This window comes from Halobacillus naozhouensis (assembly GCF_029714185.1).
GTDB classification, from domain to species: Bacteria; Bacillota; Bacilli; order Bacillales; family Halobacillaceae; genus Halobacillus_A; species Halobacillus_A naozhouensis.
In genome coordinates this window covers 1561611-1585397 of record NZ_CP121671.1, presented here as the reverse complement: position 1 = coordinate 1585397, position 23787 = coordinate 1561611, and the positions used below count along the sequence as shown (strand labels likewise).

The following is a 23787-nucleotide window of genomic DNA, read 5'->3' as shown; positions in this document are numbered from 1 at the left end:
ATGAACATGACGACTTTGAAGAATAAAGTAGCGATTGTAGCGGGGGCAACGAGAGGAGCAGGACGAGCGATCGCCACTAAACTCGGCGAAACTGAAGCAACCGTCTATGTCACGGGACGTACGACCAGACACGAATTATCACCGATGCAGCGAAGGGAAACGATCGAGGAAACAGCTGAGTTGGTGAATGAGGCAGGAGGGCATGGCATTCCTGTACAAGTGGATCATACTGACGAACAACAAGTTCAACAATTTATAAAAAAAGTTAAGAAAGACCAAAATGGCCAATTAGACATCCTGGTCAACGATATCTGGGGAGGAGATCCACTGACAGAGTGGGGCAAAGACATCGGAGAACACAGCTTAGACATGGGCTTGCAGCTGCATAAACAAGCTGTGCTATCCCATATCATCACCTCCCATTATGCTGTCCCACTTATGAAGAAAAACAATAAAGGCCTCATCATCGAAATTACGGACGGAACAGATTATCAATATCGAGGGAATTTCTATTATAGCCTAGCCAAAATCTCAAACATCCATATGGCTTACGCTACGGCCCAAGACCTTAAAGACTACAACATTACCTCGATTGCGTTAACACCAGGATTCCTTCGTTCAGAAGCCATGTTAGAACTATTCGGAGTGACAGAAGACAACTGGGAGGAGGGCGCGAAAGTTGAACCACACTTTATTGCTTCTGAAACGCCTTTTTACATTGGAGAAGCGTTGAAACACCTTGCCCTAGACCCACAAGTCCGAAGATTTAACGGCAAAACGTTAAGTACATGGGGATTGTCTGAGATCTATGATTTTAAAGACATTGATGGAACGCAGCCCCACTGGGGAAATTACTACGAGGAGCATGTGAAATAACTTCTTTAGGGCGCGTTATGTATTTAACGCGTCCACTTTCCTTCAGAAACTGAACTGATATTGTAACCACTTAAATCTTCTGAGCTACACAAATCAGTTCGGAAAAGTCATTGATTATCTCTTTATCTGAATTTCTATTTAAGTCGTATATTATTCTATCCAAGCCCTCAGCATACTCTTTATCATCAAGTAGAGTTAGAACAGATATATCTCTGTTTTTAACGTGATCCAAGTAATCAGCTACTTTGACCTTTTTCATTTGATAGTTACAGTCAATTTTGACGTTAAACCCTCTTCGATCAAGTTCTGCGAAGATAAGCTCCTTAGTCCAAAATCTTTTTAAATCCTCCCTGTACGCTGAAGGAAAGTAATGATAAATCCACCAGTTTTTCATCCCATGGATATCGATATTATGTAACTTATAAACTCCTTCCTTTTTAAGCACTCTCTGAATTTCATCCAGGACTTGTTCTTTTTCAGTAAAATGATGGAAGGCATAATTATTCAAGATGAAGTTCATCGATTCCTCTTCATAAGGCATTTCCTCAGCTAACCCATGCTCCAATGAGACACCTTTTAACCTCTCCTTTGCTTTGTGAAGCATATCCATAGAAGCATCGAGGCCGTGCCACTGGATCTGAACGTCATTAAAGTTGGTAGCTTGGTAATGAAGATATATTCCTGTCCCGCAAGCTAAATCCAATACGTTGTAGGAGGATCGAGGATTTTGTTTGATAAAGTTTTCTAGTTCAGTATCTGTTTGTACTTCTTCAAATCTATACCGGTTTTCATCATAAACGTTGGCTACTTCAGTGTAATCAGTAATCTTCATTGTTCACCTCTTCCTTTAAGATAGGAACTTTTCAAAATGCATGCATTCGCCATCCTCTGCAACCATCTGATAACCATTTGATGTATAAAAATTCAGGGCACTTTCCCAATCATTGTTCGTTTCTAATACAACTTTTTTATATTCCAATACTTTGGCATGTTCTTCAAGAGATTGCAGCATTCTTTTTCCAAAACCATTTCTTCTGTAAGACAACTTTACCGACATACGTAAAATTCGCCCCACACGATTCGATTCGTCAAGACTCCAGTAGCTACAAGTTCCTCACCTACTAAGAATACATGTCCAATATTATGATACGTAGACATAATATCCTTTAGGTCTGGGTTAAGGGTAACATCGATATAGCCAAAACGCTCTAGTAACCCGTCCAAAATCAGTCCCCTGGCTTTTTCTTCAAAAGACTTAGCGATCGGTAAAATTTCTATCGATCCAGTAATAATTTTAGCCCCACCACTTTCCTTCAATCTATTAGCAACCATAGTCCCTTACCGATCATGATCTGCATTACAAATTCCAAAAACATGGCCATCAGGATCAGTCACACCAAATCCAGATAACCCATCTTCATGACCATTTAATTCACTTACTTTGACTCCCTGCTCTTTCATCCATTGGTGACAATCCTGCAGATCCTCGGTATAAAAATCGATCACACTGTTTTCCGCTATTCCCCAGCTCGTATTATGAAACACCAACTTTGAAGGCTTCTCGGTTTTTACTAAAAAAATAGTAGCCGCTCCATGCAACTCGAATGAAAGCATAGCTGAGTCGTTATCTTGGTGTTGGACTTCAAGACCCAGCATCTCCGTGTACCACTTTAGAGACTGCTTGAGGTCTGTAACGGGAATCTCAACATTTGTGATCTTTCTTACCATCTTGTTTTTCAAGGCATCCATCTCCTTTTACTTGATTATCGGATCATACAACTTACAGCAAATCTTCCCTTCTAATTGTTGGGTCTGATCAAACCTTTCCAATGTCCAGGCATCAAAAACTCGTTTATACCCGGATTGCTCAATAAATTCATGCATCTTGCTGTAGGCCAGGTGAATATCCCAAGGAATTCCATGGTGATCGATTGAAGCATACGTTTGGGATGGCACAACAATCGCATCCATGCCCTCTGGAACTTCATTAATTTCTGTCACCTCCACACATTTCCAGTATCCGTCCGTTTCATTTGTCGCATCAACCATATGGATACCGGTAAACAGGTGCGAGTTAACCTTATTTGGTATTTCATCTAATCGATCATGAAGAGACTGAACAATCTGTGGTATCTTTTGCTGATATTCTTCAAGTGTTGTGCAGACTAGTCGAATGCCGATTAATTTGATTTCACCTTTGCTAACAACTTCCAGGATACTCCCTCCTTACTATTCGACCTTTTAATGGCTCCTAGAATTAAAAAAGTACGGAATTCAATTTATTTGTAATGGTGAGTACTTCTGCCAAGTCATCTACTATAAGATCTGTTTGCAGCTCCTTCTCCCAATGATCGTTTCTTTTCCAAACACCTTTCATCCCAACCTTTTGAGCAGCCTGGACATCTTTTTCAAGATGATCTCCAACAAATATGCTTTCTTCTGGAGAGACATTTAGTTGCGCTAATGCTCTCTTAAAAATAATTGGATCAGGTTTTTTTACGCCTTCCCATTCTGAAACGAGAATGATATCAGTATAGTTATCAATGCCTAAGACCTTAATATTGTCCATTTGAAACTTCCCTTTTCCATTAGTAATGATCCCGATTGAAAAGTTCCTTTTTTTCAATTGTTTTAATGTACGAATAAGATGTGGGAATGGCACACAGTTCTCCTTAAAATGATCGAGATAATCCTGTAGTAACTCTTCCCATGTTATGTCTTTGATATCATACTCCATAACTAACTGCTGATATACTTTATCTTTCCAAACGTACCCTCGGTTATCAAGTTCAGTAAACCTTTGCATGTAATTTTGTTTGGAAATGTGCCCCAGCCATTCAATTAGTCGCTCATATTGACTTTCTATAAATTTATTTAGTGATGCATCTCTATCTAGTAAAGTACCATCTAGGTCAAATAGGACAGTCTTGATCATGATAGATACATGCCCCTCCTAACTGCCTTTTCTTCTTACTTTTCCCGTCCATTTAGCTATTCAGTAACACTAGCTTCATTTTTATTGGTGATGTCTACTTAGGACGATAAAAATCACCTGCAATTTTTAACATTTTTCTCTTGGAAACGGAGTCACTATCAACAAATAATTCGTAATAAATATCGTCTTTTTCCCATTTTAAAATTTGTATGTTGTCTTTCTCTCCATAACTGCCTTCAAGGTTTTCATTTATTTGTACGGTTTCATCCGAAAAGTCAATTGCATTTTGACTCTCTAACGCCCTAAAAGTGATTTCATCTCGGTCTTCACTTAAAAATGAGACTTTAAAGAATCTCCCTTCCCTGCTTCCTACTCCCTCTACGTTCACTCTTATTTCTGCCGGTTTAAAAGGAAGAGCATTCGGTATTTCAGGATTGAAAGATAATTTTTCTAATGAGTGAATAACTTTAGCTTTATTGTAATCTACTAATTCAGCTGACGAGGTGCCGTCAGTGCATCCTCCCAAAATAAAGAGGAGCAGGCCCAAGTAAACAATTTTTTTCACTACCATCTCCCCTTAACTTTAATCCATATAAGCGTCCCCTCCTATACTTAATCCTCACAAACCATAAGCATATTACCGTCAGGATCCTTGATAACAAAAAAATGATCATGCTGAATATCCGTTACCAGCTCAACCCCATTCTCTTTCATAAATTGATAAGACTCCTGGATGTTATCAGTCCCAAATTGAATGGCTGGGACATTTAATCTTGGAAGTTCTCCCTTCTCATCTCGCCACATCGGCATAGTATCCAGAATCATCCCCGCCCCATCCATTTTCGCTACAAACAAATGATCAAAATGGAATTCTCCGTCCTCTATCCCGAGCATTTTAGAATACCATTTCTTCGATTTTTCAATATCCGTAACCGGAATGAAAACTAAATTGACTTTGTTTTTAATTGGACTTTTCACTATTCATGCATCCTCCTTTTGATATGGATATGAATTAATTACAGCACCCCAGAGGGTTACCATCAGGATCAAAAAATGTGAAATATCTCATAGATCCTTCTCCTCCGATGGGATTAACCCTTACTCCACGCTCACACAATAGCCTGTGCGTCTCTTCAATATCCTCGGGCAAAAAATTATAATATTTTGTCACACCAAAGTGGTTTTCCGGAAACTCCATAGGTTTGTGATCGGGAGTTCGAACTAGGCATATGACAGTCTGTGATTCTTCTGCCAACTTCATCGTTACAGCCTCTTTTTCCACGTAAAGAGGTGTGCACCCCAGAATTTCCTCATACCATACAGCTGATCGTGCTGGATCACGTACCGGAATAAATGCTCCTTCCAACCCTTTCATTAATGGTTGCACCATCCCTATTTCCTCCCTCTTTCTGACTATTTATACCTTCTTGTTCAACCTTACAAAATCCTTCATAAACTACATGGATTTTCAATTTTTTATGAGATATCGAAAAGGCGATTGAAGACAAAAAATGCGCATTTCTTCAATTCGAAATGCGCTGTAGCCAGATTAACGAATTTTGTAGGACATAATGAAAAATCAGAGACCATCTGGGTGTACAATTTCGACCATTGGCCACCTTGCCTCCCACTTTTTATTAGTTACTCTCTCTTTAAAAACCTCAAACCCTTTCCCTTCCCTATAAAGAGGTGTAGGCTTAACTTTCATACGAAAAACATCCTCTAATCCTTCCTTTCAACTAAACACTTACGTTAGAATTTTGCTTCTGGTGATCTGCTTTCCTCCGGCCAAGTTTATTAAACTGTGTTGTTAAAATCACTCCGCCTATTACAATCAGTGCCCCAATAATTTGCATGACCGTAATCGTTTCCTCCAGCCAGAAATAAGCTCCGAGCATAGTTACAACGGGTAAAAAGTTCAAAAACACAGAAGCCTGGGAAGGACCAAGTGCATCAACCGCTCGATTATACAGGATTAACGCTATAAACGAAGGAAAGATTCCCAGATATAGCAGCCCGATCACATGGCTTGAGCGTTCAAATGAGGGGACTCCTGTCACCCACCATTCGATTAAAACAACCGGGATCAATAAGATAACGGAAATACCTGTCATGAGGAGAAGAGCAGCGAAAGATGGAAATAAATGCATGTATCGCTTCACGTATATCGAATAAACAGCCCAGGACAAGATCGCTCCTGCCATTATTCCGTCACCGATATTCCAGGTCATAGATGTAAGTTGAAAAACTCTGCCGTCCAGCACTACCCACACAGCCCCAAGAAAGGAAAGAATAATCCCTAACCATTGTACAAAGTTCAGTTTTTCTTTTAATAAAAAAGCACTTAAAATAACCGTCACAACTGGTATAACACTTTCCAGTACGGACACATTTGTTGCTGTCGTGAACTGCAGGGCACTGTAAATAAACGTGTTAAAGAAAGTGATCCCGGCCAAAGTCATGATTAAAAAAGGCAGTTTATTTTCCCTAAAAGTTAATCGATATTTCCACGCAGCTTTATATCCAATTGGAAATAAGATGAGGAAGGCAATCAGCAGTCGAAAAAATGCAATCGTAAACGGAGGTAAATCATTAATTGCTTTTCCAGTAAGAATATTGCCCGCATATATAATAACGACTAGCACCATAAACAGATAGGAATAAATGTTGCTCTCCTCCTTTCTAGATAGTTAGCACAAAGCTTATCACGAAGGTAAACGAAAAATCCCCACTCCTAACCAACGGACCTTTGTTTCTATCTGTGCTTTATTAAGCACTTTTGGGGGTTCGCGAGTATCACACCATCATTACATATTATACCATTTTCATTACTATATTGAAGCATACCGCAGAAAAGGATGCTGAAGATAAGACCATTAAAAGGCAGCTGACTCCTATAACGAGTCAGTTGCCTTTTTATATGACATGTCTTTTCTAGGTAAATCAATGAATTCTTTCCCATATAGTACCTGTGCCCCTCATGATCAGTACTAATTTCTCATACCAAAAACTGCCGTTTAATACGTTTCAATTCGTGTTACACAGGCATTTGTTTCTGTTTAATAGAAAGATTCCGGGACCATAAGCTCCTTCGATACTTGCATAAACTCGTTTCAAAACTATTCGAAAGACTCATGCTTGGGAATTAATGGGTATGTTACTCTTTAAATGACTTAATGGTCAAAAATAGAACTGTTAAGTCATAAAAAAGGACAGGTTTATAAAGTAAAATGGTTTAAGTTGGGAGGTTTTTCGATGGCAAAATACGCGATCGTTGACCAGGAAACATGTATCGGCTGTGGAAATTGTGAGGGATTAGATTCAGATATTTTCGACCTTGATGAAGATGGATTAGCGTTTGTGAAACTAGATCGAAATCAAGGATCTGTCCCAATACCGGAGAATAAAGTCGAGAAACTGGAAGAGGCCGTGGAGGAATGCCCTACGGATGCAATTAAGGTATCCGATCAGCCTTTTGGTGAGGAAGACTGAATCGTTTAGCTTCACTTGCCTTATGTAACTTACCATTTGACCAGGTGAAGTAGTCAGTATCAAAATCAGGACTAACTAGGAGACCGCAGCATTTTAAAAATTGTGTTGATAATTCTTGAAGGGAGAGTATTTTTATGAACAAAGAAGTCATTTCACTGAAAGAAGTCAAGTCGTTTCAGACACGTTCAGAAGAGTTTTTTCCAATTAATTGGTATAAAGAAATGCTCCATCATAACCCTGTTTATTTCAATGAGGAAACGAATACGTGGCATGTTTTTAAGTATGAAGACGTGAAAGAAGTATTAAGTAACTATGAATTCTTTTCTAGTGAGGGATCTAGAACAACCATTCCTGTCGGAGCGAAAAATAAAGAAGGATCGATTCCGGATGCGGTGAACGTAACGATGGTAGATCCCCCGAATCACCGAAAGCGACGTTCCCTGTTATCGGCAGCTTTCACACCCCGCAGTTTAAAAAATTGGGAACCCCGGATTGAGCGGATTGCGGCTGAACTTGTTGAAGACATCGAGGGAAACTCTACTGTTGATATCGTACAAGCCTTGGCAGCTCCATTGCCCAGTATGGTGATCACGGAATTATTTGGAGTTCCCATAGAAGATCAATCAAAGTTTAAACACTGGGTGGATATCCTGTTCCAGCCTTTTGACAAAGAAAATCAGGAGGAAATGGAGCTGAAGAAACAAGCAGCTGCCAAAGAATATTACGAATACCTCTATCCTATTGTTGTTGAAAAACGATCAAACCCATCTGAGGATATCATCTCTGACTTAATAAATGCTGAAGTAGAGGGTCAGAAATTTACCGATGATGAAATTGTCCGAACAACGATGGCTATTTTGGGAGCAGGTGTTGAAACAACCAGTCACGCACTGGCAAATACCTTTTATTCATTGCTTTACGATGATCCATCCCTCTATGAAGAACTTCGAAATGATGTAGAATTGGTTCCAAAAACTGTAGAAGAAATGCTTCGCTATCGTTTTCAAAGCTCAAAACGAGACCGTACAGTAAAAAAAGACAACAGTTTATTAGGCCATGAACTAAAAGAAGGGGATGTTGTCGTCGCATGGATGAGTGCGGCCAATATGGATGGAGACATGTTTGATGATCCGTTCTCTCTTAATATTCATCGTTCAAACAACAAGAAGCATTTGACATTCGGAAAAGGCCCGCATTTTTGTTTGGGTGCACCTTTGGCACGTTTAGAATTAACGACTGCCTTAAGGACATTTTTACAGAAATTTTCTCGTATCGAGCCCGTGGAATCCTTTGATTTGGAGAAAAGCTTAACTACTTCAGCTCCAGGTCAGTCCTTAACTCAACTTCCTATAAAAGTGTATAAATAGAAGCCGTCATAAAATGGCCAAGGTGAAGTCGCAGCTCCACCTTGGCCATTTACTTAATACCTCATTGTATTTCATTCACCTGCAAACTATCGGCAAGTTTCACCCTTGTCTCTTTAAGTGAATGAATCGATTCAAGGTTGTGAAGCATCCCCTTTAGAATAGCCGATCTTGGCTGCATGCTTATCAGTTCCTGTTCCATGATGCTCAGCGACTGAACCGCTTCCTCTTTTTGTATTTCAGAAATCGAGTCAGATTTTAGCTGGTTTTTCATTTGCTTAATCAATTCAAGAGGATGGATCTTTTCTTCACTGGCTTCTTCTAAATATAAAGACCATAAATTTTCGTTCATTAACGGTTCAACACCACGATCCACCAGCCCTTTGATGATAAAATCAATTTGGATCATTAAAAATCGAACGACCTTTTTTATATTTAGAGGAAACTGATTCAAGACAATCAATTCCATGTATTGTCTGATCATTCCTATAAAAAAGAAGGCTCCATCGGCGGCGTAAGGTTTAATTTGATTTCCATAGATTTTGATTAAATATTGTTCAAACCATTTAACTTGATCAATATTTTGCTGATGCAAATACCGATAAATATTTTTATCCGACAACCCCGAAATTTCCTGACCCTGTAGTCTGTAGAACTCCTGATTTTCAATATAATGCCCTAATTTGATTTCAATTTCTTTCGTGAATTTTTCTGTTGGAGACAAAGAAGAATCTTCCTCAACAAGCATGATCTGGTCCTCAATATATTGGAAGTAATAGTGAAGAATATTTAAAAGCAAGTCCTCTTTTGACTTAAAGTATACATACAGACTTCCCTTAGAAATGCCACAACTATCAGCGATTTCCTGCATAGATGTTCGATTGTAATTTTTAGATGAGAAAAGCTTCATCGCCGTTATTAATATGTGTCTTTCTTTATCAGAATCTTTTCTTCTCATTGAAATACCACCTCGTACAATTGCCTGAACCACGGTTATAATCGATTAAAATTAATCATAACACATCACTAGTTAGATAGGGAGTGACACTAACTGATACAGATTGAACCGTAACCCCCGCTGATTAACCACCGCCAATAACGGGTACATTCCCTGAGAAGATTTTCTTAAGCCCCTTGGAGGTGGAAAGATGGAAACACTGAATATAAGTAATACTAACTTAGAAGCCAGTCGAATTGGCCTGGGAACGTGGGCCATAGGCGGCTGGATGTGGGGTGGAACAGATGAACAACAGTCCATCAAAACAATCCATTCCGCGCTAGATAAAGGAATTAACCTGATTGATACGGCTCCTGCCTACGGGTTTGGACGGTCGGAAGAGATTATTGGCAAAGCGCTAAAAGAGAAAGGCAGCCGTGATGAGGTCCTGCTGGCCACTAAAGTAGGCATGGAGTGGCAGCAGGACGAAACGGTCTTTCGAAATGGAAGCAAAGAGCGCATCCATCAAGAGATTGAAGATTCATTGAATCGTCTGCAAACAGATTACATTGACCTTTATCAGCTTCACTGGCCTGATCCGATGATTCCACTCCATGAAACCGCAGAGGCTCTTCATTACTTGTACAAACAAGGGAAAATCAGAGCTATTGGCGTGAGCAACTTCTCTCCAGAACAAATGGACGTGTTCAAGGAGGCCGCCCCGATTCATACGTTGCAGCCTCCGTACAACTTATTTGAACGCGGGATTGAAAATGAAGTGCTGCCGTACACGAAAGAACACAATATCACCACTGTCTCTTATGGTTCACTATGCCGCGGATTACTGTCAGGCAAAATGACAGCGGATCGGGAGTTCAAAGGCGACGATTTGAGAAATAATGATCCGAAGTTCCAACAGCCACGCTTCAGCCAATATTTGAATGCTGTAGAGGAACTCGATAAGCTGGCCCAGGACCGATTTGGCAAACATGTTCTTCACCTAGCGTTAAAATGGGTGCTTCAACAACCAGGTTCAGGGATCGCACTTATGGGCGGACGACGCCCCGATCAATTGGACCCCGTCGAAGAGGTCAACAGCTTTACCATTGATGAGGAAAGCATGCACGATATTGATGAGATTCTCTTAAAACACATTAAAGAACCAGTAGGACCTGAGTTTATGGCACCACCTGATCGACAGAATTTAGGAATTAAATAACATGAAAAAACCGGACTCAGTTATATGAAGTCCGGTTTTTCTTATGCATGTGATAGAATGGATGTGGTCACGATTAAAAAATGGTTGAAACTAAACGAGGATGTGCAACGTATAAAGGCACAGTATACGGTTTCTATAGGAGGAAAACTATTACATGGACATACTGATTTGGGTCATTATTATGGCCTTATTTCTAGCCAGCTTTGCTAGTATCATTTTCCCGATCATCCCAGGGCCTCTCGTGCTTTGGCTTGGCTTCCTCGCCTACTTTTTCTTTATAAATGGAGAGGAATTATCGGTTTTATTCTGGATCGGCATGGTCATTTTAACAGTGATTTTAATTGTCGCTGATATCATTGCGAACAGCTACTTCGTGAAACGCTACGGTGGCAGTAAGTGGGGAGAACGCTCCGCTGCCATTGGTGTGATTATCGGCTCCTTTATTATACCGCCGTTTGGAATTATCATCCTTCCCTTCGTTCTCGTTCTCATCGTTGAACTCGTTCAAAAGCGTTCAACAGAAGAAGCCTTTAAAGCCTCTTTAGGTTCTTTATTTGGTTTTCTTAGTGGGTCAGTGGCGAAAGTCATGATCCAATTAATTATGATTATCTGGTTCTTTATCGAAACTTGGCTCTAAATGAGAAAGAGCTTCTCGACATACTATTGGTCGAGAAGCTCTTTTTAATTACCGACGGCCCATCCCTTTTAAGAACTGCATCATCATCGTGATACTTCGGTTGATTTCAGGGTCCTTCAAGGCCTTAGCTAAATCAAAGACGGAGGTCTTTTTAGCTGGGTCCTCTGTATTCATTTGTTCAATTCCCTGATTCACTCGATCTGTTAATTCACGTAACGATTTCACATCAAGTTCGCCGAGCAGGAAAACCAGCTCCGGTAAGTTCTCAATCAATGGAGTATACTGCTCTTTGTTTAATTCATTGGCCACATAACCTAAAGCCTCTTTCTTCTTCTTCGTGAAGGCGTAGGCGGAATCGAGCGTCCCGCCTTCTTCTAACGCCTTCAGCAGTTTAATCCCTTTTAATATGGCATCCTTATTATCAGCAACTGCTTCTTTTACTTCAGAAACATCTTTTTCGATTTGTTCCTCCCGAGGCACTTCCATCGGTTTCACACTTCTGATCGACTTAGCCATTCTTATTCACCTGATTTCCTGGGAATTCATAATCATTACGCTCCCACTTCTTCTGAACTTGCACACTGATTTGGGGAACAGGATTTCCTCTTCGATGGTTATTAGGAGGGATCGGTGACTTTCCTTCTTTCTTCACGACTTCCATGTAAACCGCTATTTCTTTGTAGGCCGGCGTATTACTATCCTTATCTACGCTGTTATCTGTCAAGAAATTAATCGCTGATTTTCCATTATCATTTAACGGAATGTACAGTTCCTTGCCTCTGACTCGATCTGTAATGGTCACAACACCCTCAGCTTCCCCAGCATCAGAGTATAACTTCACAGTTGCACCCTCGTTCAGGTCGCGTTCTTTCGCTAGTTTTTCTGAAACCTCGATCCAGGCACTTGGTGTTTTCCTCGTAATCCCTTCAGACTTATAAGTCATATTCCCTTCATGGAAATGTTCAAGGATACGACCGTTATTTACGTGTAAATCATATTTTTCTGTCGTCTTGTATTCCAGTTCATAATCCAGCGGGAACAACTTCGCTTTTTTATCGTCAAAAGGGAACCCATCCAGAAACAGAAGCGGCTCATCTGTTCCATCTTCAGCAACTGGCCATTGCAAGGATTTATACCCTTCTAATCGTTCATACGATACGCCGGCAAACAGTGGAGTCAGGCTGGCCGCTTCCTCCATTATCTCACCAGGATGCTCATAGCCCCAGTCATGCCCAAGCTCTTTCGCAATCAGCTGGAGAATCTCCCAATCTGGTTTAGATCCAGGGAGAGGGTCCAGGGATTTGTATAACCGCTGGATACGGCGTTCTGTATTCGTAAAGGTGCCCTCTTTCTCGAGGCTCGGTGACGCAGGTAACACCACATCTGCATACTCAGCTGTTTTGGTTAAAAACAGATCCTGGACAATAAAGAGATCGAGTTTTTCAAAGGCGGCGGTTACATAGTTAATATTAGCATCTACTATTCCTGTGTCCTCACCCATTACATACATGGCACTAAGATTGTCATCATGGATCGCTTCAATCATCTGGTGATTATCTTTTCCCGGTTCTTTTGGAAGGTCGACACCCCACGCTTGTTCATAACGCTTGCGAACCTCGTCGTCTTCTGTTTTCTCATAACCTGGGAAGAAGTTCGGCATGCTGCCAAAGTCACTGCAGCCTTGAACATTATTATGGCCTCTTAGTGGATATGCACCGCAGCCCGGCTTCATATAGTTACCCGTAACCAGCAGCAAGTTTGAAATCGCGGTACTCGTATCACTTCCACGGGTATGCTGCGTCACTCCCATTGCCCAGCAAATGGCTACACGTTCGGATGAAGCTATTTCTTCGGCTACTTCCATAAGTTCCTCTTTCGGGATGCCCGTTAAATCCGAGGCATAGTCCATCGTAAATGGTTCCAGGCTTTCTCTGTATTCATCAAAACCATTGACCCATTCGTCTAGGAATGTTTTATCTTCTAATCCCTGATCTAAAATATACTTCGTTATCGCCGACAGCCACACTAAATCTGTTCCGGAATTTGGCTGATAAAAGCGATCAGCTCTTGTAGCCATTTCATATTTTCTTAGGTCAAAGACATAGAGTTTCTGGCCAAACAGCTTTTGAGACCGTTTGATTCTGGAAGCCAGCACAGGGTGTGACTCCGCCGTATTGGAACCGATCGTGATGACGAGGTCTGCTTTGGCGATATCGTCGATCGAACCGGAATCTCCTCCATGTCCTACCGTTCTGAATAATCCTTTAGTGGCTGGAGATTGACAATAACGGGAACAATTGTCCACGTTATTCGTCCCAATGACTTGCCGGGACAGTTTCTGCATAAGGTAAGACTCTTCATTCGTGGCTTTAGAAGAAGAGATAAATCCTAAATCATCTGCACCTTTTTCTGCTTTAATTTCTTTGATTCGTTCAGCGACATAAGCAATGGCCTCATTCCATTCGACCTCTTCAAACGAATCACCTCTGCGGATCAACGGTTTCGTTAAGCGATCTTCACTATTGACGTAATCCCAGCCAAACTTCCCTTTCACACACGTGGAAATCCCATTGGCTGGAGATTCGGCACTCGGTTCGACTTTAAGAACTTTCCGATCCTTTGTCCACACATCAAACGAACATCCGACACCACAATAGGTACAAACCGTTTTCGTCTTCTTAATCCGCTCTTCACGCATTTCCGCTTCCGTATCTGATACGGCAAAAAGGGGGCCATAACCTGTTTCAGCTTTCTTCGTTAATTCGATCATCGACCTTAAAATCCCTGGCTGCTGGTCCGTAAGAAATCCGGCCTCCCCTTCCATTCCTTTTTCCATAATGGCATTACAAGGACAGACCGTGGCACACTGACCGCAATTGACACAGGAGGATTGATCAATCGGCACATCATTATCCCAAATAACGCGCGGCTCCTGGCGTTCCCAATCAATTGTCAGGGTCTCGTTAACTTCGATATCCTGACATACTTCCACACAACGCCCGCAAAGTATACATTGATCCGGATCATACCGATAAAAGGAACCGGATTCATCGCGATTGTACGGCTTGGGTTCAAATGGTCTGGACTGGTGCTCGAGGCCAAATTCCGCCATCGTATTATGGATTTCACATGAACCGTTATTGTAATCACATACCGTGCAGTAAAGCTCATGATTTTCTAAGATACGGTCCAACGACTCTTTCTGTGCTTTATGTACATGAGGCAGTTTCGTTTGAACCTTCATCCCCGCTTCTACTTTCGTTCCACAAGCTCGCACCAGCTCTCCATTAACTTGAACAATGCAAGTATCGCATGTCTCAATTGGCCCTAGTGACTCGTTGTAACAAATCTGCGGTACATTCTCATCCGTTGTGTTAAGCAGTTCCACAAGGTTTTGACCTGGATCTGCTAAATATTCCTTTTCATTAATTGTTACTACTGTATGGTCACGTTCTAACAATTGTAGTTCCTCCTTCTTTAAGTAATCATTTATCACGCCAATCAAAAGAGACCACTCCGCAGCGAGATTAAGATTCTCCCTGCTGCAACATCCAATTGGCAGAATAGTTAGATCATAAGCCCCCTCCACTTCGAACAATTTACTGAAAAGTTCCCTGTTTACCTAGTTTTCAAACCTCTAAAGAATTAAAAATGTGACCCGTGATCGGGTCACATTTAAAAATTATCCTGCTTTTTGGCCCCACTTGTTATCTTTCTCTAATGGTACAACTTCCCCTTCTGCGCCATGGTCCTTATCTAACTTGAAATTCTGCAAGGAATCGTTCATTGATGAGGCGACATTCTCCAGTTCCTCAGCCAAGTGGTTGAGCTGTTCCATCGCAGAATTGCTTTCCTGAATGGAGGCTGACACTTGCTCTGCCCCTGCCGCTGTTTCTTCCGTTACAGAACTAATCTCATCAATCGTCGCCACAAGTTGATTCTTCTCCTTATCCATTTGCTTCATGGAAGAAATAATCTGGTTAATGGACTGAACGTTATCAGAAATATTCGCAAACACGCCTTCGAAGGATTGCTCGGTCGCATTCACAGATTGCTCTTGCTCTACCACGACATCCCCAGTTTGTTCGATCAACTCTACGATCGCTGCTGTTCGGGTTTGCATATGATGGATCATTTTCGCAACATCGGTCAGAGCTGATTCCGACTGTTCAGCCAGCTTCCTCACTTCTTCAGCTACGACAGCAAATCCTTTTCCGGCTTCTCCGGCTCTGGCTGCTTCAATAGCGGCATTTAGGGCCAGCAAATTCGTCTGCCCGGCAATCCCAGAAATCGTGCTTACGACCTGATTAATATTTTCTGAACTATCTTGTAATTCATGAATCGATTCTTTCATTTCAGTTGTCATGTTTGTCGTTTGATTAGAGTGGCTGCGCAGCTTCTCAACGATCGATTTCGCTTCTTCAGAGCGATCGAGCAACTCATCAGACTGCGTTTTAATTCGTTCACTTTGAGTGACGACATCGTTAATGGTTGAAGCGAGTGTTTGGGATGAATTGACACTGCTTTCCATGTACTCCGCCTGAGACTGAGCTCCACTTGCGATATCTTGTATTGCCCGGGAAATCTCGTTCGAAGCAGCTGCGTTCTGCTCGGCATTGGCGACTACATTTTCAGCAGAACTGCTTACAAGATTAGAAGACGATTTCACGTTTGCAATCAGTTCACGAATCGATGCCATCATTCTCTCAAAATCCTCTGACAGTTCACCAATTTCATCATTTCGAACAATTTTTACCGCAATGGCAAAATCCCCTTGCCCGGCTTTATTCATTAATTTCTGCAAGTGCTTGATCGGTTTGGTAAGATAACGCGTCACTAATACGGCTATCCCCAGGGAAATTAAAATCACAATCGCGAGCACAATCACGATCGGTAAAATAATCGTGTTGGCCTGGGCCACAAAGTCTGATACATTCACCGTCCCGGCCATTTTCCATCCTGTTTTAGGATTGGTGGCAAAGGCAATAATTTTCTGTTTTCCACCTTTACTGTACTCATAAGACCCCGCTTCACTTGACATTAATGTGTCATAAAAAGGTGCTTTCTCAGCCGTTTTACCGATCATCTCTTCGTTTGGATGCGCCAGATAAATCCCTGTTTCACTAAGTAACATCGCGTCACCTGTCTGCCCCACCTCTACTTTCTCGATCATGTTAAATAACGTATTCACCGTAAAATCGATCGAAAAAACTCCGGTAACACTGCCATTTTGTTCGATTGCCCGGGCAGCACTTACGATCGTATCGCCTGTCGCAGCATCTGTGTAGGGCTCTGTCCAGATGACTTCACCTGTCTGCTCTACCGACTTTGTAAACCAGGGGCGCGTTGTCGGATCATAGTCTGAGCCTAGCTCGGTTTCGGGAAAGATAAACATATCCTTCGTATCCTTGTCGCCCATATAAATATTTAAAATGTATGGGTTAGCTTCTTTGGTACTTGCAAAACTCGCAAGAATGTCCTCGCTCATTTCCTGTGGATTCGCTAGCTGATTATCTTCTGCATAACGATTCACGTTGTGACTGATGCTGTCAAACAAGGTATCAAATGAATCACTCATCATAGTCATTTGTTGTTCGACGTTCTTCGTCATCGTTTCCTTCATGTTGTTCAAACTAAACCAATAACTCGTTCCAGCTACTACAAATCCTGTTAATAAAATTAAAAATAAAAATGGAAAAAGAATCTGTCGTTGGATTCTCTTCGTAAAAAATCCATAACTTTTTTTTAATAGCTTCACTTACTCTCCCCCTTTACTCTTCTGTATGTTTTATCGACCTTTTTTCATATTTTTTTACCATTTTTCGAGAATTTTCTATAATTTTGTGAAAATAAAAACTATATAAGACTATAAATAAAACCATTGACCCAATAGCAGCGATTCCGCCGATAAACCCCACCTGCCTAGCAGCAAACGAATCGAGAAGCCATCCGGACCCAAACATCGCCAGTCCAATCACGACATTCGTTAACGACTCGATGAACCCGAATACTCTTCCTTGATCGGATTTCGGCGTCCGGGCCATCACCAAAGTATCAAAGCATGCAGCTCCTACCCCGCCAAAAAGTGAAATCCCTGTAAAAGCTAGAGCAGCCGCCCATATTACAGAAGCTTGACTGGCCAACATTTGTAATACTCCTTCCATTCCAATTGTAATGATTCCGATGAGGAGCATTTTCCCTTTCACTTGCTTAGAAATAAAGAAACTCATCACCAGGCCTATTCCTAATGCTCCATAAAGCAGACCGATTCCTAACTCACCCAAATTGAACGTTTCTGCTCCGTAGTAACTGATCAGTATGTTAAATAAACCATCCAATCCAGCACTAACCCCCAGGATGACCACGATGAATAGAACCATAGGATCCAGTTTGGCTCGGGGCTTTTGAACGGGTATTGCCGGTGACTGTTGCGACTTCTGCCGTTTAAACTTAAGAGGATAAATGAGAGACGCGGCGGCCATGAACGTACATCCATTAAGGATAAACGCCACATCTTTTCCGATTAAAAAAGCAACCAGTCCGCCTGTAATTGAACCGATAATAAGCACAATCCCGATGACCACTTGTTCGAATCCATTTACTTTGGCGTAATGCTGCTCTTCGACCAACACACCAATACTGCTTTTTCTAACCGGTTGATAAATGGCTTCTCCGCAAGCTAAGACAAACATACTGCTATAGAGAATCCAGAGATCATCTTGCGATTGAACGAAGAGGAACGAAAAGGCAAAAGGGACTCTGGCTATATCTGTCACCATCATCATCTTGCGGCGATCCCAAATATCTGCGAATTTTCCTGCAACAGGAGACAAAATCAAGTAAGGCAAAACACGCATCCCCATTAAAATACCTACCGCTAAACCAGACCCTGTTAATTCCAGCAATAAAGCTAATACAGCCACCTGGCTGAACCGATCCCCCACCCCGTTAACAATACCTGAGTAAAATAAATACTTGTAAGAATGGTGATGAAGAAAAATAACCCTTCCCCCCTTAAATTAGACAACCATCTAATTAGTTACCCAAATAAAAAAAGGTGACAGCGTGATCACCTTTTTACAACCATTGGCCACATTTCTTCTGGATTAAGCTCATATTTATTATTCTCACGATACATAAACTGTTGCATAATCCATTCGCGTCTCATGGTTGCATAATCCCCATAAAACTGTTTAATATAGTCGTTTACTTCGTGCTCTTCATAAACTGTTCCTCGTTCAAACCCTTGAACGAAGTATGACAAAATCACAAGTTTCTTCTTCAGTTGACTTGGCATCTGTTTTAACATGCCTTCTTCTGTTATAAAGTTGTTGAGAATTTTGCGCTGTTCAGCTTCGTTTACATGCAGTTCGTCTTTCTTCACGGTCTCATCTCCCATTCGTAAAATCGCTGTGGCCATAAATTCCAGTTTCTTTTCATCTAAGTAGAAATAAATCGTATTTCTATCCCGTCGCGAATACACCATCCCTGTATCTCTTAACTTTTTTATATGATGGGTAATCGTAGGAGGTCTTAGTCCGAGTTTTTGGGCGATCGCCTGACCATGGAGCGGCCCATGAAGCAAGAGTGAAACAATCCTTAATCGCGTCGGGTCTCCTACAGCTTTATGAAAGTCGACCATCTTGTTTAATTGCATCGTTTCCCCTCCCTTATTAAATAAGTATCTAATTAGATAATAATCTAACCTTGTATGAAAGTCAAAAAAATAAGCTGCCAGATCGATTCGATCCGGCAGCTCTATGTAATAGCATAGGAACTTATAAAAATTTCAGTGGTTTACCGTTATTCCGTAATTACCCTCGATTGTGTGGAATTTGATTAAGGTTCCATATTTTTCAATAGGAGAATGGGGGTGGGAAACCACTCGCTTTCCACGGGGAAGACGGCAAGCCTCCTCGGTCTGTGACCTCCCGGGTTTTGCCAGTCTTTCCTTTCCCGTAGGAGTCTCGCAGTTTTCCCATCCCCCATTTCGATGATGAGATCAACGGAACCATCTTAATAAAAATCGAAGGTAGTCCCTTTGCAAATGTCTTTAAATAATTGTGTTACTAAACAGCAAACGGAATCATTCGAGCTAATTCCTAACCCCCATATGGCAAGTGAAGATGGGAAAGGTGGAGACTCCAGTGGGACTAGTGTGCAGAGTGAGATCCTGCAAAGCGCCAGCCTGGAGAAGCTCACCGTTTAGAGGAACTTCCTCTGTCTACCAGCATGTCCCGCGCTTTTGTTCTTATCCAGCATGTTCCCGTATAGCTGTGCCTAACTTTCTCGCCAGTGAGGGCGCCCCAGACTCCAACTCCTCCTTTGAAAAGTATAATTGGATATTGGATTCGTCCATTTCTAACGCTTCCGCGAACAAGCCACCCAAGCCTCTTGCCTTACGATCGACTTGTAAAAATACTCGAGCGCCTTGATGATCTAGGAAGAAGATCAGTTCTAATTCGTCTAAATATCCTCTGAATTCACCGCCAGGGAGAAACTCAAATTCCTGAACATAGCCATGTCTTCTTGAGTATTCCATCTCTACTTTTTTCAGGCGGAAACCCAGCTCTCTTTCTACAGCTTGCAGGATCGATTCCGTATACGGGTGGACAGATATTTTTATGTAATCTCGATCCCCCGCGTCAAGAGCCATCGGCATATCAAGTCCTGTTTCAAACCATAGCGGCAGCCTGTTTAATGTAGCCGGAGCATGGATCGGAATTTCAATCGTAAACGGAATCTCTTTCGTCTCTTTGGCATGAATAACGAATGCGCCGGAGATCCGATATTCATCCAGCTTGACTGTTTCTTTAATTTTCTTATCGTCCGCTTCTCTCAATGCTTCGGTCATCAGGAATACAGTGATTTGGTCAATCTCTTGATCTACCTCGCCGCCCTGCACGACTACCTTTCCATCAACTGCTTCGCCAGGCTGAAAATCCAATTTCTCAAGCTGTGTATCCACTTTGGCAGCGCCAATACCGGCACGCGCCATTAATTTTTTAAACATCTCTATTCCCCTTTCCTGTTATACAACCATTTTATCTAGAAAATCATAGACTTCAAGATCTATGAACCCACGTTCCTGCTCACGGGCTTCAAAGTTCTCCCTATGCAGAAACGTCGAAAGGGCCTGGTAGAGATCGTCAGAATCAGGGTCATTATTCGATAAAAACCCAGTTCGATACAAATGGTGGACGACCCTATCTTTCAATTCCCCTTCAAGCGCCTTTATATTCTCACGTTTCGATTCCCCAAAATAAAGTTGCTGAAGCTGGTAGATTCGGAATAACTCCTGGACTGGTTCGGGATGGTCGTCAACTCTTAGATCGATAAAGACGTCACTCAGCCCACCGTAACCCCCTTGATCTTTCACCACATAAATTGCGGCCGACTGCCTTCCTCTGCTGTCACCACCAGCTTGTTCCGCGGCTTCAAGCCCTTTCAACAAACGGTCTGCTAACGAACCTATGCTTGTCTCAAAAGCCTTTCCCATTTCAGTGACGGTGGCTTCATTAACTAGAATATTGCCTTGGGCGGTATAGTGTTGACCAGTTACTCCGCCAGCCCAGTCATAGCAGCGGTTTCCTGTAAATGTAGCTGCCCTTCCTTGCGCGTCCACAATCCCCACTTGTCGGTCAGGAGCACCTGCATCTCCAGCGATTAATGTGTCAACGGCTTCCTGAGCGGTCAAGCCTTTACTTAATAGCTCCAGTCCTTCTGGACCATAAGCTGGATTAGCAAAAGCTTGTGTGGCAATTGCCCCAACTCCGGCCTTTGCCCATGGGACGACGGCTCCGACCCCTAAGAATTTCGACTGAACAGCAACCCCAAGTTCTTCTGTTTCCGGGTCAAATCCGACAATTGAATACGTAGCAATGATGTTTGATTGGTTCATCGTCTTCTACTCCCTTCCTACTACACTCATTCGACCTTTTTTAACGATTTCCCTTTCTATTTTTTCTCGAGAAAAGAAAAAACCTATTTTCACAGCACGAAGCTGTAAAAAATAGGTTCTTGATTTACGAGCGATTGAGCAGTAAAGTCGGCCGCTGTGAGAACAGCAAGCATAATACAATCGCACTAACGATAAACGCCGGCAGCATATATCCCCCATTATAAAGTAGAGAATATAACCATACCGGCTGGCCTGGCGGAGCAAATTCTCCATAAAAAACAATCCCTGCAGCGAAGTGGCCTAAGAAGCGGAACAGACTGCCGATAAATGCGCCTAACACCAGCCAGACAGCCATTCGCTTTACCTTTCTCGAGCGGGCCGCTTCCCATACCGGCCTGGCAAAAATTCCGGCGAGACCAATCACACCAAACGCTACAAAATAATCAAGGAACGTTTGCATTGGTGTCAAAATATAAGCTCCAAATAAAATTTGATAGAAACCGAGCAGCAGCCCCGTCAGCACTCCGCCGCCAAGCCCCCACCTAAACGCCATGATAAATACGGGAACCATTGCAAACGACACCGAGCCTCCCTGGGCCCAAAGTTTAAACGAAAGAAATGGAATAATATCAAGTAAGATGGCTAATGCCGAAAAAATCGCTACCTCTACTAAAAACAAAACACGTTTATTTCGCATCCCTCAACCTCCTTTTTCCATAGAAAAAAAGCGATGCCACAGGGAAGCTTCCTGATGGAGGAGTCCCGTTGCATCGCCATCAAAAAAGCCACCATCCCTACGTCAGTACTAACTGACAGGTTCGAAGGGTCTGAACAAGTCTGTTCACTCTCAGCTTAAAGCTCCCCTTGAAGGCTTATATTCTTTCGCTCTTTTTGCTATGGATCTATTATAAAGCAATCTCTAGATTCTATCAATGACTAAGAAGATCAGAGGACACTGGCTACCTTTCTCTGTTTGACAAAAAAAGGACAAAGTTATACAATGTAAATCGTAATTATTACTATTTAAAGGGAGGAGAACTGTCATGGCCAAACAAGCTATGGTCCAAAAAGAACGCAAACGTCAGGCGACGTATGAAAAATATAAAGAAGTACGTAAGCAACTAAAAGCAGAAGGTAATTATGAAGCATTGCGCAAACTGCCAAGGGATTCATCCCCTACTCGCCTTCATAATCGTTGTGCCGCTACAGGAAGACCTCATGGGTATATGAGACAGTTCGGACTATCAAGAATTAAGTTTCGTGAACTTGCCCATAAAGGCCAGCTTCCTGGCGTAAAAAAAGCCAGCTGGTAAAAAACTCAGAAGCCTATTTTAGCTTCTGAGTTTTTTACTGTTGCTACAAGGTCACATGAATTTTCGTAAACCGACGTCCTATTCGATTAATGGAATTTCGATATCCTCACCAACCTCAAGAATCAAATTTTGCCGATCCTTCACTGGTGCAAAAACCATTACATAGTTATCTGCATCATGTACCTCTTCCTTACTATAGATCGGCACAACCTTCTTCCCAGCTGACCTCAAAAAGACACCCGCTTTTTTCTTATTAGCTCTGTATCCATATTCCTTACCTGTTTCTCTAGGATTAAGGAATAGTTTTTCTAGTTTACTTCTCTTTTCATATTGTCTTCCACTTTCATCCGTATAAATTTTAATATCAGATCCAGTAACGACGACTCTTGTTTCTAAGGCAGAAAATTCCACCTGCTTAATGTTGTATGTTTCACCTTTAAAAGTGAATTCTTTATTGATTTCAGTTTTTTCTCTGGCAAAGGTGGCAGAAGGCTTAAGCTTGAATTCTAGAGGCCAAGTTGTCCGTACACTGCCATTTCCACCGTTTTTCCAGATGGTCAAATCTTCAATCTCTAAACGAATGTTCTGTCCCTCATATTCTTTTATTGATTCGAAGGATAAGGCCTCGTATACTGTGTTCTCTGTTTTACTGTAATATCGGCTTCCCCAGCCCACATTTTCTAATGATATCTTTTCATGGCCGACAATCAAATTAACCTTACTGACACCTTCCCAAAGGTCAATATAATAATTCTTTAAATTTTTCTCTTCACTATGATAGGTCAAAAGGAGTTTTGTTTCTTTATCATCGGTTAAAACCCTTTTGAAATGGACGGTTATGTCATACCTTTCATCATAATATTTTTGATCTAGCACTTGGCCTTGTCCCGATTTCACAGCCGCCCTTACACCAGCGTCATCAATATGCCGACTCATGAAAATATTGCCCTCTGCCTTCTCAGAGGCCGTCGATGGTATGAAAACTAGTGTCGCACCAATGGCTAAAACCATTAATATCGAAATGCCAACCACAATTTTCTTCATATGTACCTCCTAAAAAGTTTGTCTTTTACCATATGAAGATTCCTACATTTTTATTTCATTTCTTCGGCT

The 23787-nt window shown here is 41.8% G+C and carries 27 protein-coding genes and 1 riboswitch; of the genes, 6 read left to right on the top strand and 21 right to left on the bottom strand.

Translation table 11 applies throughout. The annotated features are described in order from the left end of the window. Positions 1 to 6 precede the first annotated feature (6 nt). Positions 7 to 876, top strand: a complete 870-nt coding sequence (locus P9989_RS08345) for an SDR family oxidoreductase (protein ID WP_283078311.1) — start codon at positions 7 to 9, stop codon at positions 874 to 876. Between the two features lie 70 nt (positions 877 to 946). On the opposite strand, the gene P9989_RS08340 is transcribed toward P9989_RS08345, so the two are convergent. The 11 genes from P9989_RS08340 to P9989_RS08295 form a co-directional block, all read right to left on the bottom strand. Then, on the bottom strand, positions 947 to 1708 hold the full coding sequence (locus P9989_RS08340; RefSeq protein ID WP_283078310.1) for a class I SAM-dependent methyltransferase: 762 nt from the start codon (positions 1706 to 1708) through the stop codon (positions 947 to 949). A gap of 15 nt (positions 1709 to 1723) precedes the next feature. Continuing rightward, positions 1724 to 1933: a GNAT family N-acetyltransferase gene (locus tag P9989_RS08335; protein WP_283078309.1), complete on the bottom strand. Its 210-nt coding sequence runs from the start codon at positions 1931 to 1933 to the stop codon at positions 1724 to 1726. Then, the gene (locus P9989_RS08330; RefSeq protein ID WP_283078308.1) at positions 1924 to 2208 is read right to left on the bottom strand and encodes a hypothetical protein; all 285 of its coding nucleotides are present in this window, start codon (positions 2206 to 2208) and stop codon (positions 1924 to 1926) included. The genes P9989_RS08335 and P9989_RS08330 overlap by 10 nt, the downstream gene beginning before the upstream one ends. A 6-nt stretch (positions 2209 to 2214) precedes the next feature. Next, complete coding sequence (locus tag P9989_RS08325) at positions 2215 to 2616, bottom strand: VOC family protein (protein WP_283078307.1); 402 nt, start codon at positions 2614 to 2616, stop codon at positions 2215 to 2217. A gap of 15 nt (positions 2617 to 2631) precedes the next feature. Then, positions 2632 to 3051: a GyrI-like domain-containing protein gene (locus P9989_RS08320; RefSeq protein ID WP_283078866.1), complete on the bottom strand. Its 420-nt coding sequence runs from the start codon at positions 3049 to 3051 to the stop codon at positions 2632 to 2634. Positions 3052 to 3133: 82 nt separating this feature from the next. Then, positions 3134 to 3811 (bottom strand): HAD family hydrolase, encoded by a 678-nt coding sequence (locus P9989_RS08315; RefSeq protein ID WP_283078306.1) that lies wholly within the window; start codon positions 3809 to 3811, stop codon positions 3134 to 3136. A gap of 94 nt (positions 3812 to 3905) precedes the next feature. Then, complete coding sequence (locus tag P9989_RS08310) at positions 3906 to 4376, bottom strand: DUF4367 domain-containing protein (RefSeq protein WP_283078305.1); 471 nt, start codon at positions 4374 to 4376, stop codon at positions 3906 to 3908. A 47-nt stretch (positions 4377 to 4423) separates the two neighbouring features. Continuing rightward, positions 4424 to 4789: a VOC family protein gene (locus P9989_RS08305; RefSeq protein ID WP_283078304.1), complete on the bottom strand. Its 366-nt coding sequence runs from the start codon at positions 4787 to 4789 to the stop codon at positions 4424 to 4426. 34 nt (positions 4790 to 4823) lie between these two features. Then, on the bottom strand, positions 4824 to 5201 hold the full coding sequence (locus tag P9989_RS08300) for a VOC family protein (protein WP_283078303.1): 378 nt from the start codon (positions 5199 to 5201) through the stop codon (positions 4824 to 4826). 189 nt (positions 5202 to 5390) lie between these two features. Next, positions 5391 to 5519, bottom strand: coding sequence for a hypothetical protein (locus tag P9989_RS21665; protein WP_428841947.1), 129 nt, complete (start codon positions 5517 to 5519; stop codon positions 5391 to 5393). Between the two features lie 31 nt (positions 5520 to 5550). After that, entirely contained in the window at positions 5551 to 6459 is a 909-nt protein-coding gene (locus P9989_RS08295) for a DMT family transporter (RefSeq protein WP_283078302.1), read from the bottom strand. Positions 6460 to 7066: 607 nt separating this feature from the next. Here P9989_RS08295 and P9989_RS08290 point away from each other — a divergent pair. Then, the gene (locus P9989_RS08290; protein WP_283078301.1) at positions 7067 to 7303 is read left to right on the top strand and encodes a ferredoxin; all 237 of its coding nucleotides are present in this window, start codon (positions 7067 to 7069) and stop codon (positions 7301 to 7303) included. A gap of 134 nt (positions 7304 to 7437) precedes the next feature. Then, positions 7438 to 8670, top strand: coding sequence for a cytochrome P450 (locus P9989_RS08285; RefSeq protein WP_283078300.1), 1233 nt, complete (start codon positions 7438 to 7440; stop codon positions 8668 to 8670). Positions 8671 to 8731: 61 nt separating this feature from the next. Here P9989_RS08285 and P9989_RS08280 read toward each other — a convergent pair whose 3' ends face one another. Beyond that, a complete protein-coding gene (locus tag P9989_RS08280; protein WP_283078299.1) occupies positions 8732 to 9625 on the bottom strand; it encodes a TetR/AcrR family transcriptional regulator in 894 nt (297 codons plus the stop codon). Positions 9626 to 9815: 190 nt separating this feature from the next. Between P9989_RS08280 and P9989_RS08275 the strand changes: the two genes are divergently transcribed. Beyond that, complete coding sequence (locus P9989_RS08275; protein ID WP_283078298.1) at positions 9816 to 10823, top strand: aldo/keto reductase; 1008 nt, start codon at positions 9816 to 9818, stop codon at positions 10821 to 10823. Between the two features lie 154 nt (positions 10824 to 10977). Continuing rightward, the gene (locus P9989_RS08270) at positions 10978 to 11460 is read left to right on the top strand and encodes a DUF456 domain-containing protein (RefSeq protein ID WP_283078297.1); all 483 of its coding nucleotides are present in this window, start codon (positions 10978 to 10980) and stop codon (positions 11458 to 11460) included. Positions 11461 to 11508: 48 nt separating this feature from the next. On the opposite strand, the gene P9989_RS08265 is transcribed toward P9989_RS08270, so the two are convergent. The 8 genes from P9989_RS08265 to thiT all read right to left on the bottom strand — a co-directional run bounded on the left by P9989_RS08265 (position 11509) and on the right by thiT (position 22058). Then, positions 11509 to 11976, bottom strand: a complete 468-nt coding sequence (locus P9989_RS08265) for a helical membrane plugin domain-containing protein (RefSeq protein ID WP_283078296.1) — start codon at positions 11974 to 11976, stop codon at positions 11509 to 11511. Continuing rightward, on the bottom strand, positions 11969 to 14920 hold the full coding sequence (gene fdhF / locus P9989_RS08260; RefSeq protein ID WP_283078295.1) for a formate dehydrogenase subunit alpha: 2952 nt from the start codon (positions 14918 to 14920) through the stop codon (positions 11969 to 11971). The genes P9989_RS08265 and fdhF overlap by 8 nt, the downstream gene beginning before the upstream one ends. A 222-nt stretch (positions 14921 to 15142) precedes the next feature. After that, complete coding sequence (locus tag P9989_RS08255) at positions 15143 to 17218, bottom strand: methyl-accepting chemotaxis protein (RefSeq protein ID WP_283078294.1); 2076 nt, start codon at positions 17216 to 17218, stop codon at positions 15143 to 15145. 13 nt (positions 17219 to 17231) lie between these two features. Continuing rightward, complete coding sequence (locus P9989_RS08250; protein WP_283078293.1) at positions 17232 to 18404, bottom strand: MFS transporter; 1173 nt, start codon at positions 18402 to 18404, stop codon at positions 17232 to 17234. 125 nt (positions 18405 to 18529) lie between these two features. Further along, positions 18530 to 19117, bottom strand: a complete 588-nt coding sequence (locus tag P9989_RS08245; RefSeq protein ID WP_283078292.1) for a DUF2087 domain-containing protein — start codon at positions 19115 to 19117, stop codon at positions 18530 to 18532. 594 nt (positions 19118 to 19711) lie between these two features. After that, positions 19712 to 20473 carry a sporulation protein gene (locus tag P9989_RS08240; RefSeq protein ID WP_283078291.1) on the bottom strand — a complete coding sequence of 254 codons (762 nt, stop codon included), beginning with the start codon at positions 20471 to 20473 and terminating at the stop codon, positions 19712 to 19714. Between the two features lie 18 nt (positions 20474 to 20491). Continuing rightward, the gene (locus P9989_RS08235; protein ID WP_283078290.1) at positions 20492 to 21361 is read right to left on the bottom strand and encodes a DUF1028 domain-containing protein; all 870 of its coding nucleotides are present in this window, start codon (positions 21359 to 21361) and stop codon (positions 20492 to 20494) included. Positions 21362 to 21485: 124 nt separating this feature from the next. Continuing rightward, entirely contained in the window at positions 21486 to 22058 is a 573-nt protein-coding gene (thiT, locus tag P9989_RS08230) for an energy-coupled thiamine transporter ThiT (protein WP_283078289.1), read from the bottom strand. Positions 22059 to 22135: 77 nt separating this feature from the next. Continuing rightward, a riboswitch (TPP riboswitch) is annotated at positions 22136 to 22236 on the bottom strand. A gap of 168 nt (positions 22237 to 22404) precedes the next feature. On the opposite strand from thiT, the gene rpsN reads away from it, so the two are divergent. Beyond that, positions 22405 to 22674: a 30S ribosomal protein S14 gene (gene rpsN / locus P9989_RS08225; RefSeq protein WP_283078288.1), complete on the top strand. Its 270-nt coding sequence runs from the start codon at positions 22405 to 22407 to the stop codon at positions 22672 to 22674. A 78-nt stretch (positions 22675 to 22752) separates the two neighbouring features. Here the strand turns inward: rpsN and P9989_RS08220 are convergent, their stop codons facing one another. Next, positions 22753 to 23718, bottom strand: coding sequence for a hypothetical protein (locus P9989_RS08220; RefSeq protein WP_283078287.1), 966 nt, complete (start codon positions 23716 to 23718; stop codon positions 22753 to 22755). Positions 23719 to 23787: the final 69 nt, after the last annotated feature.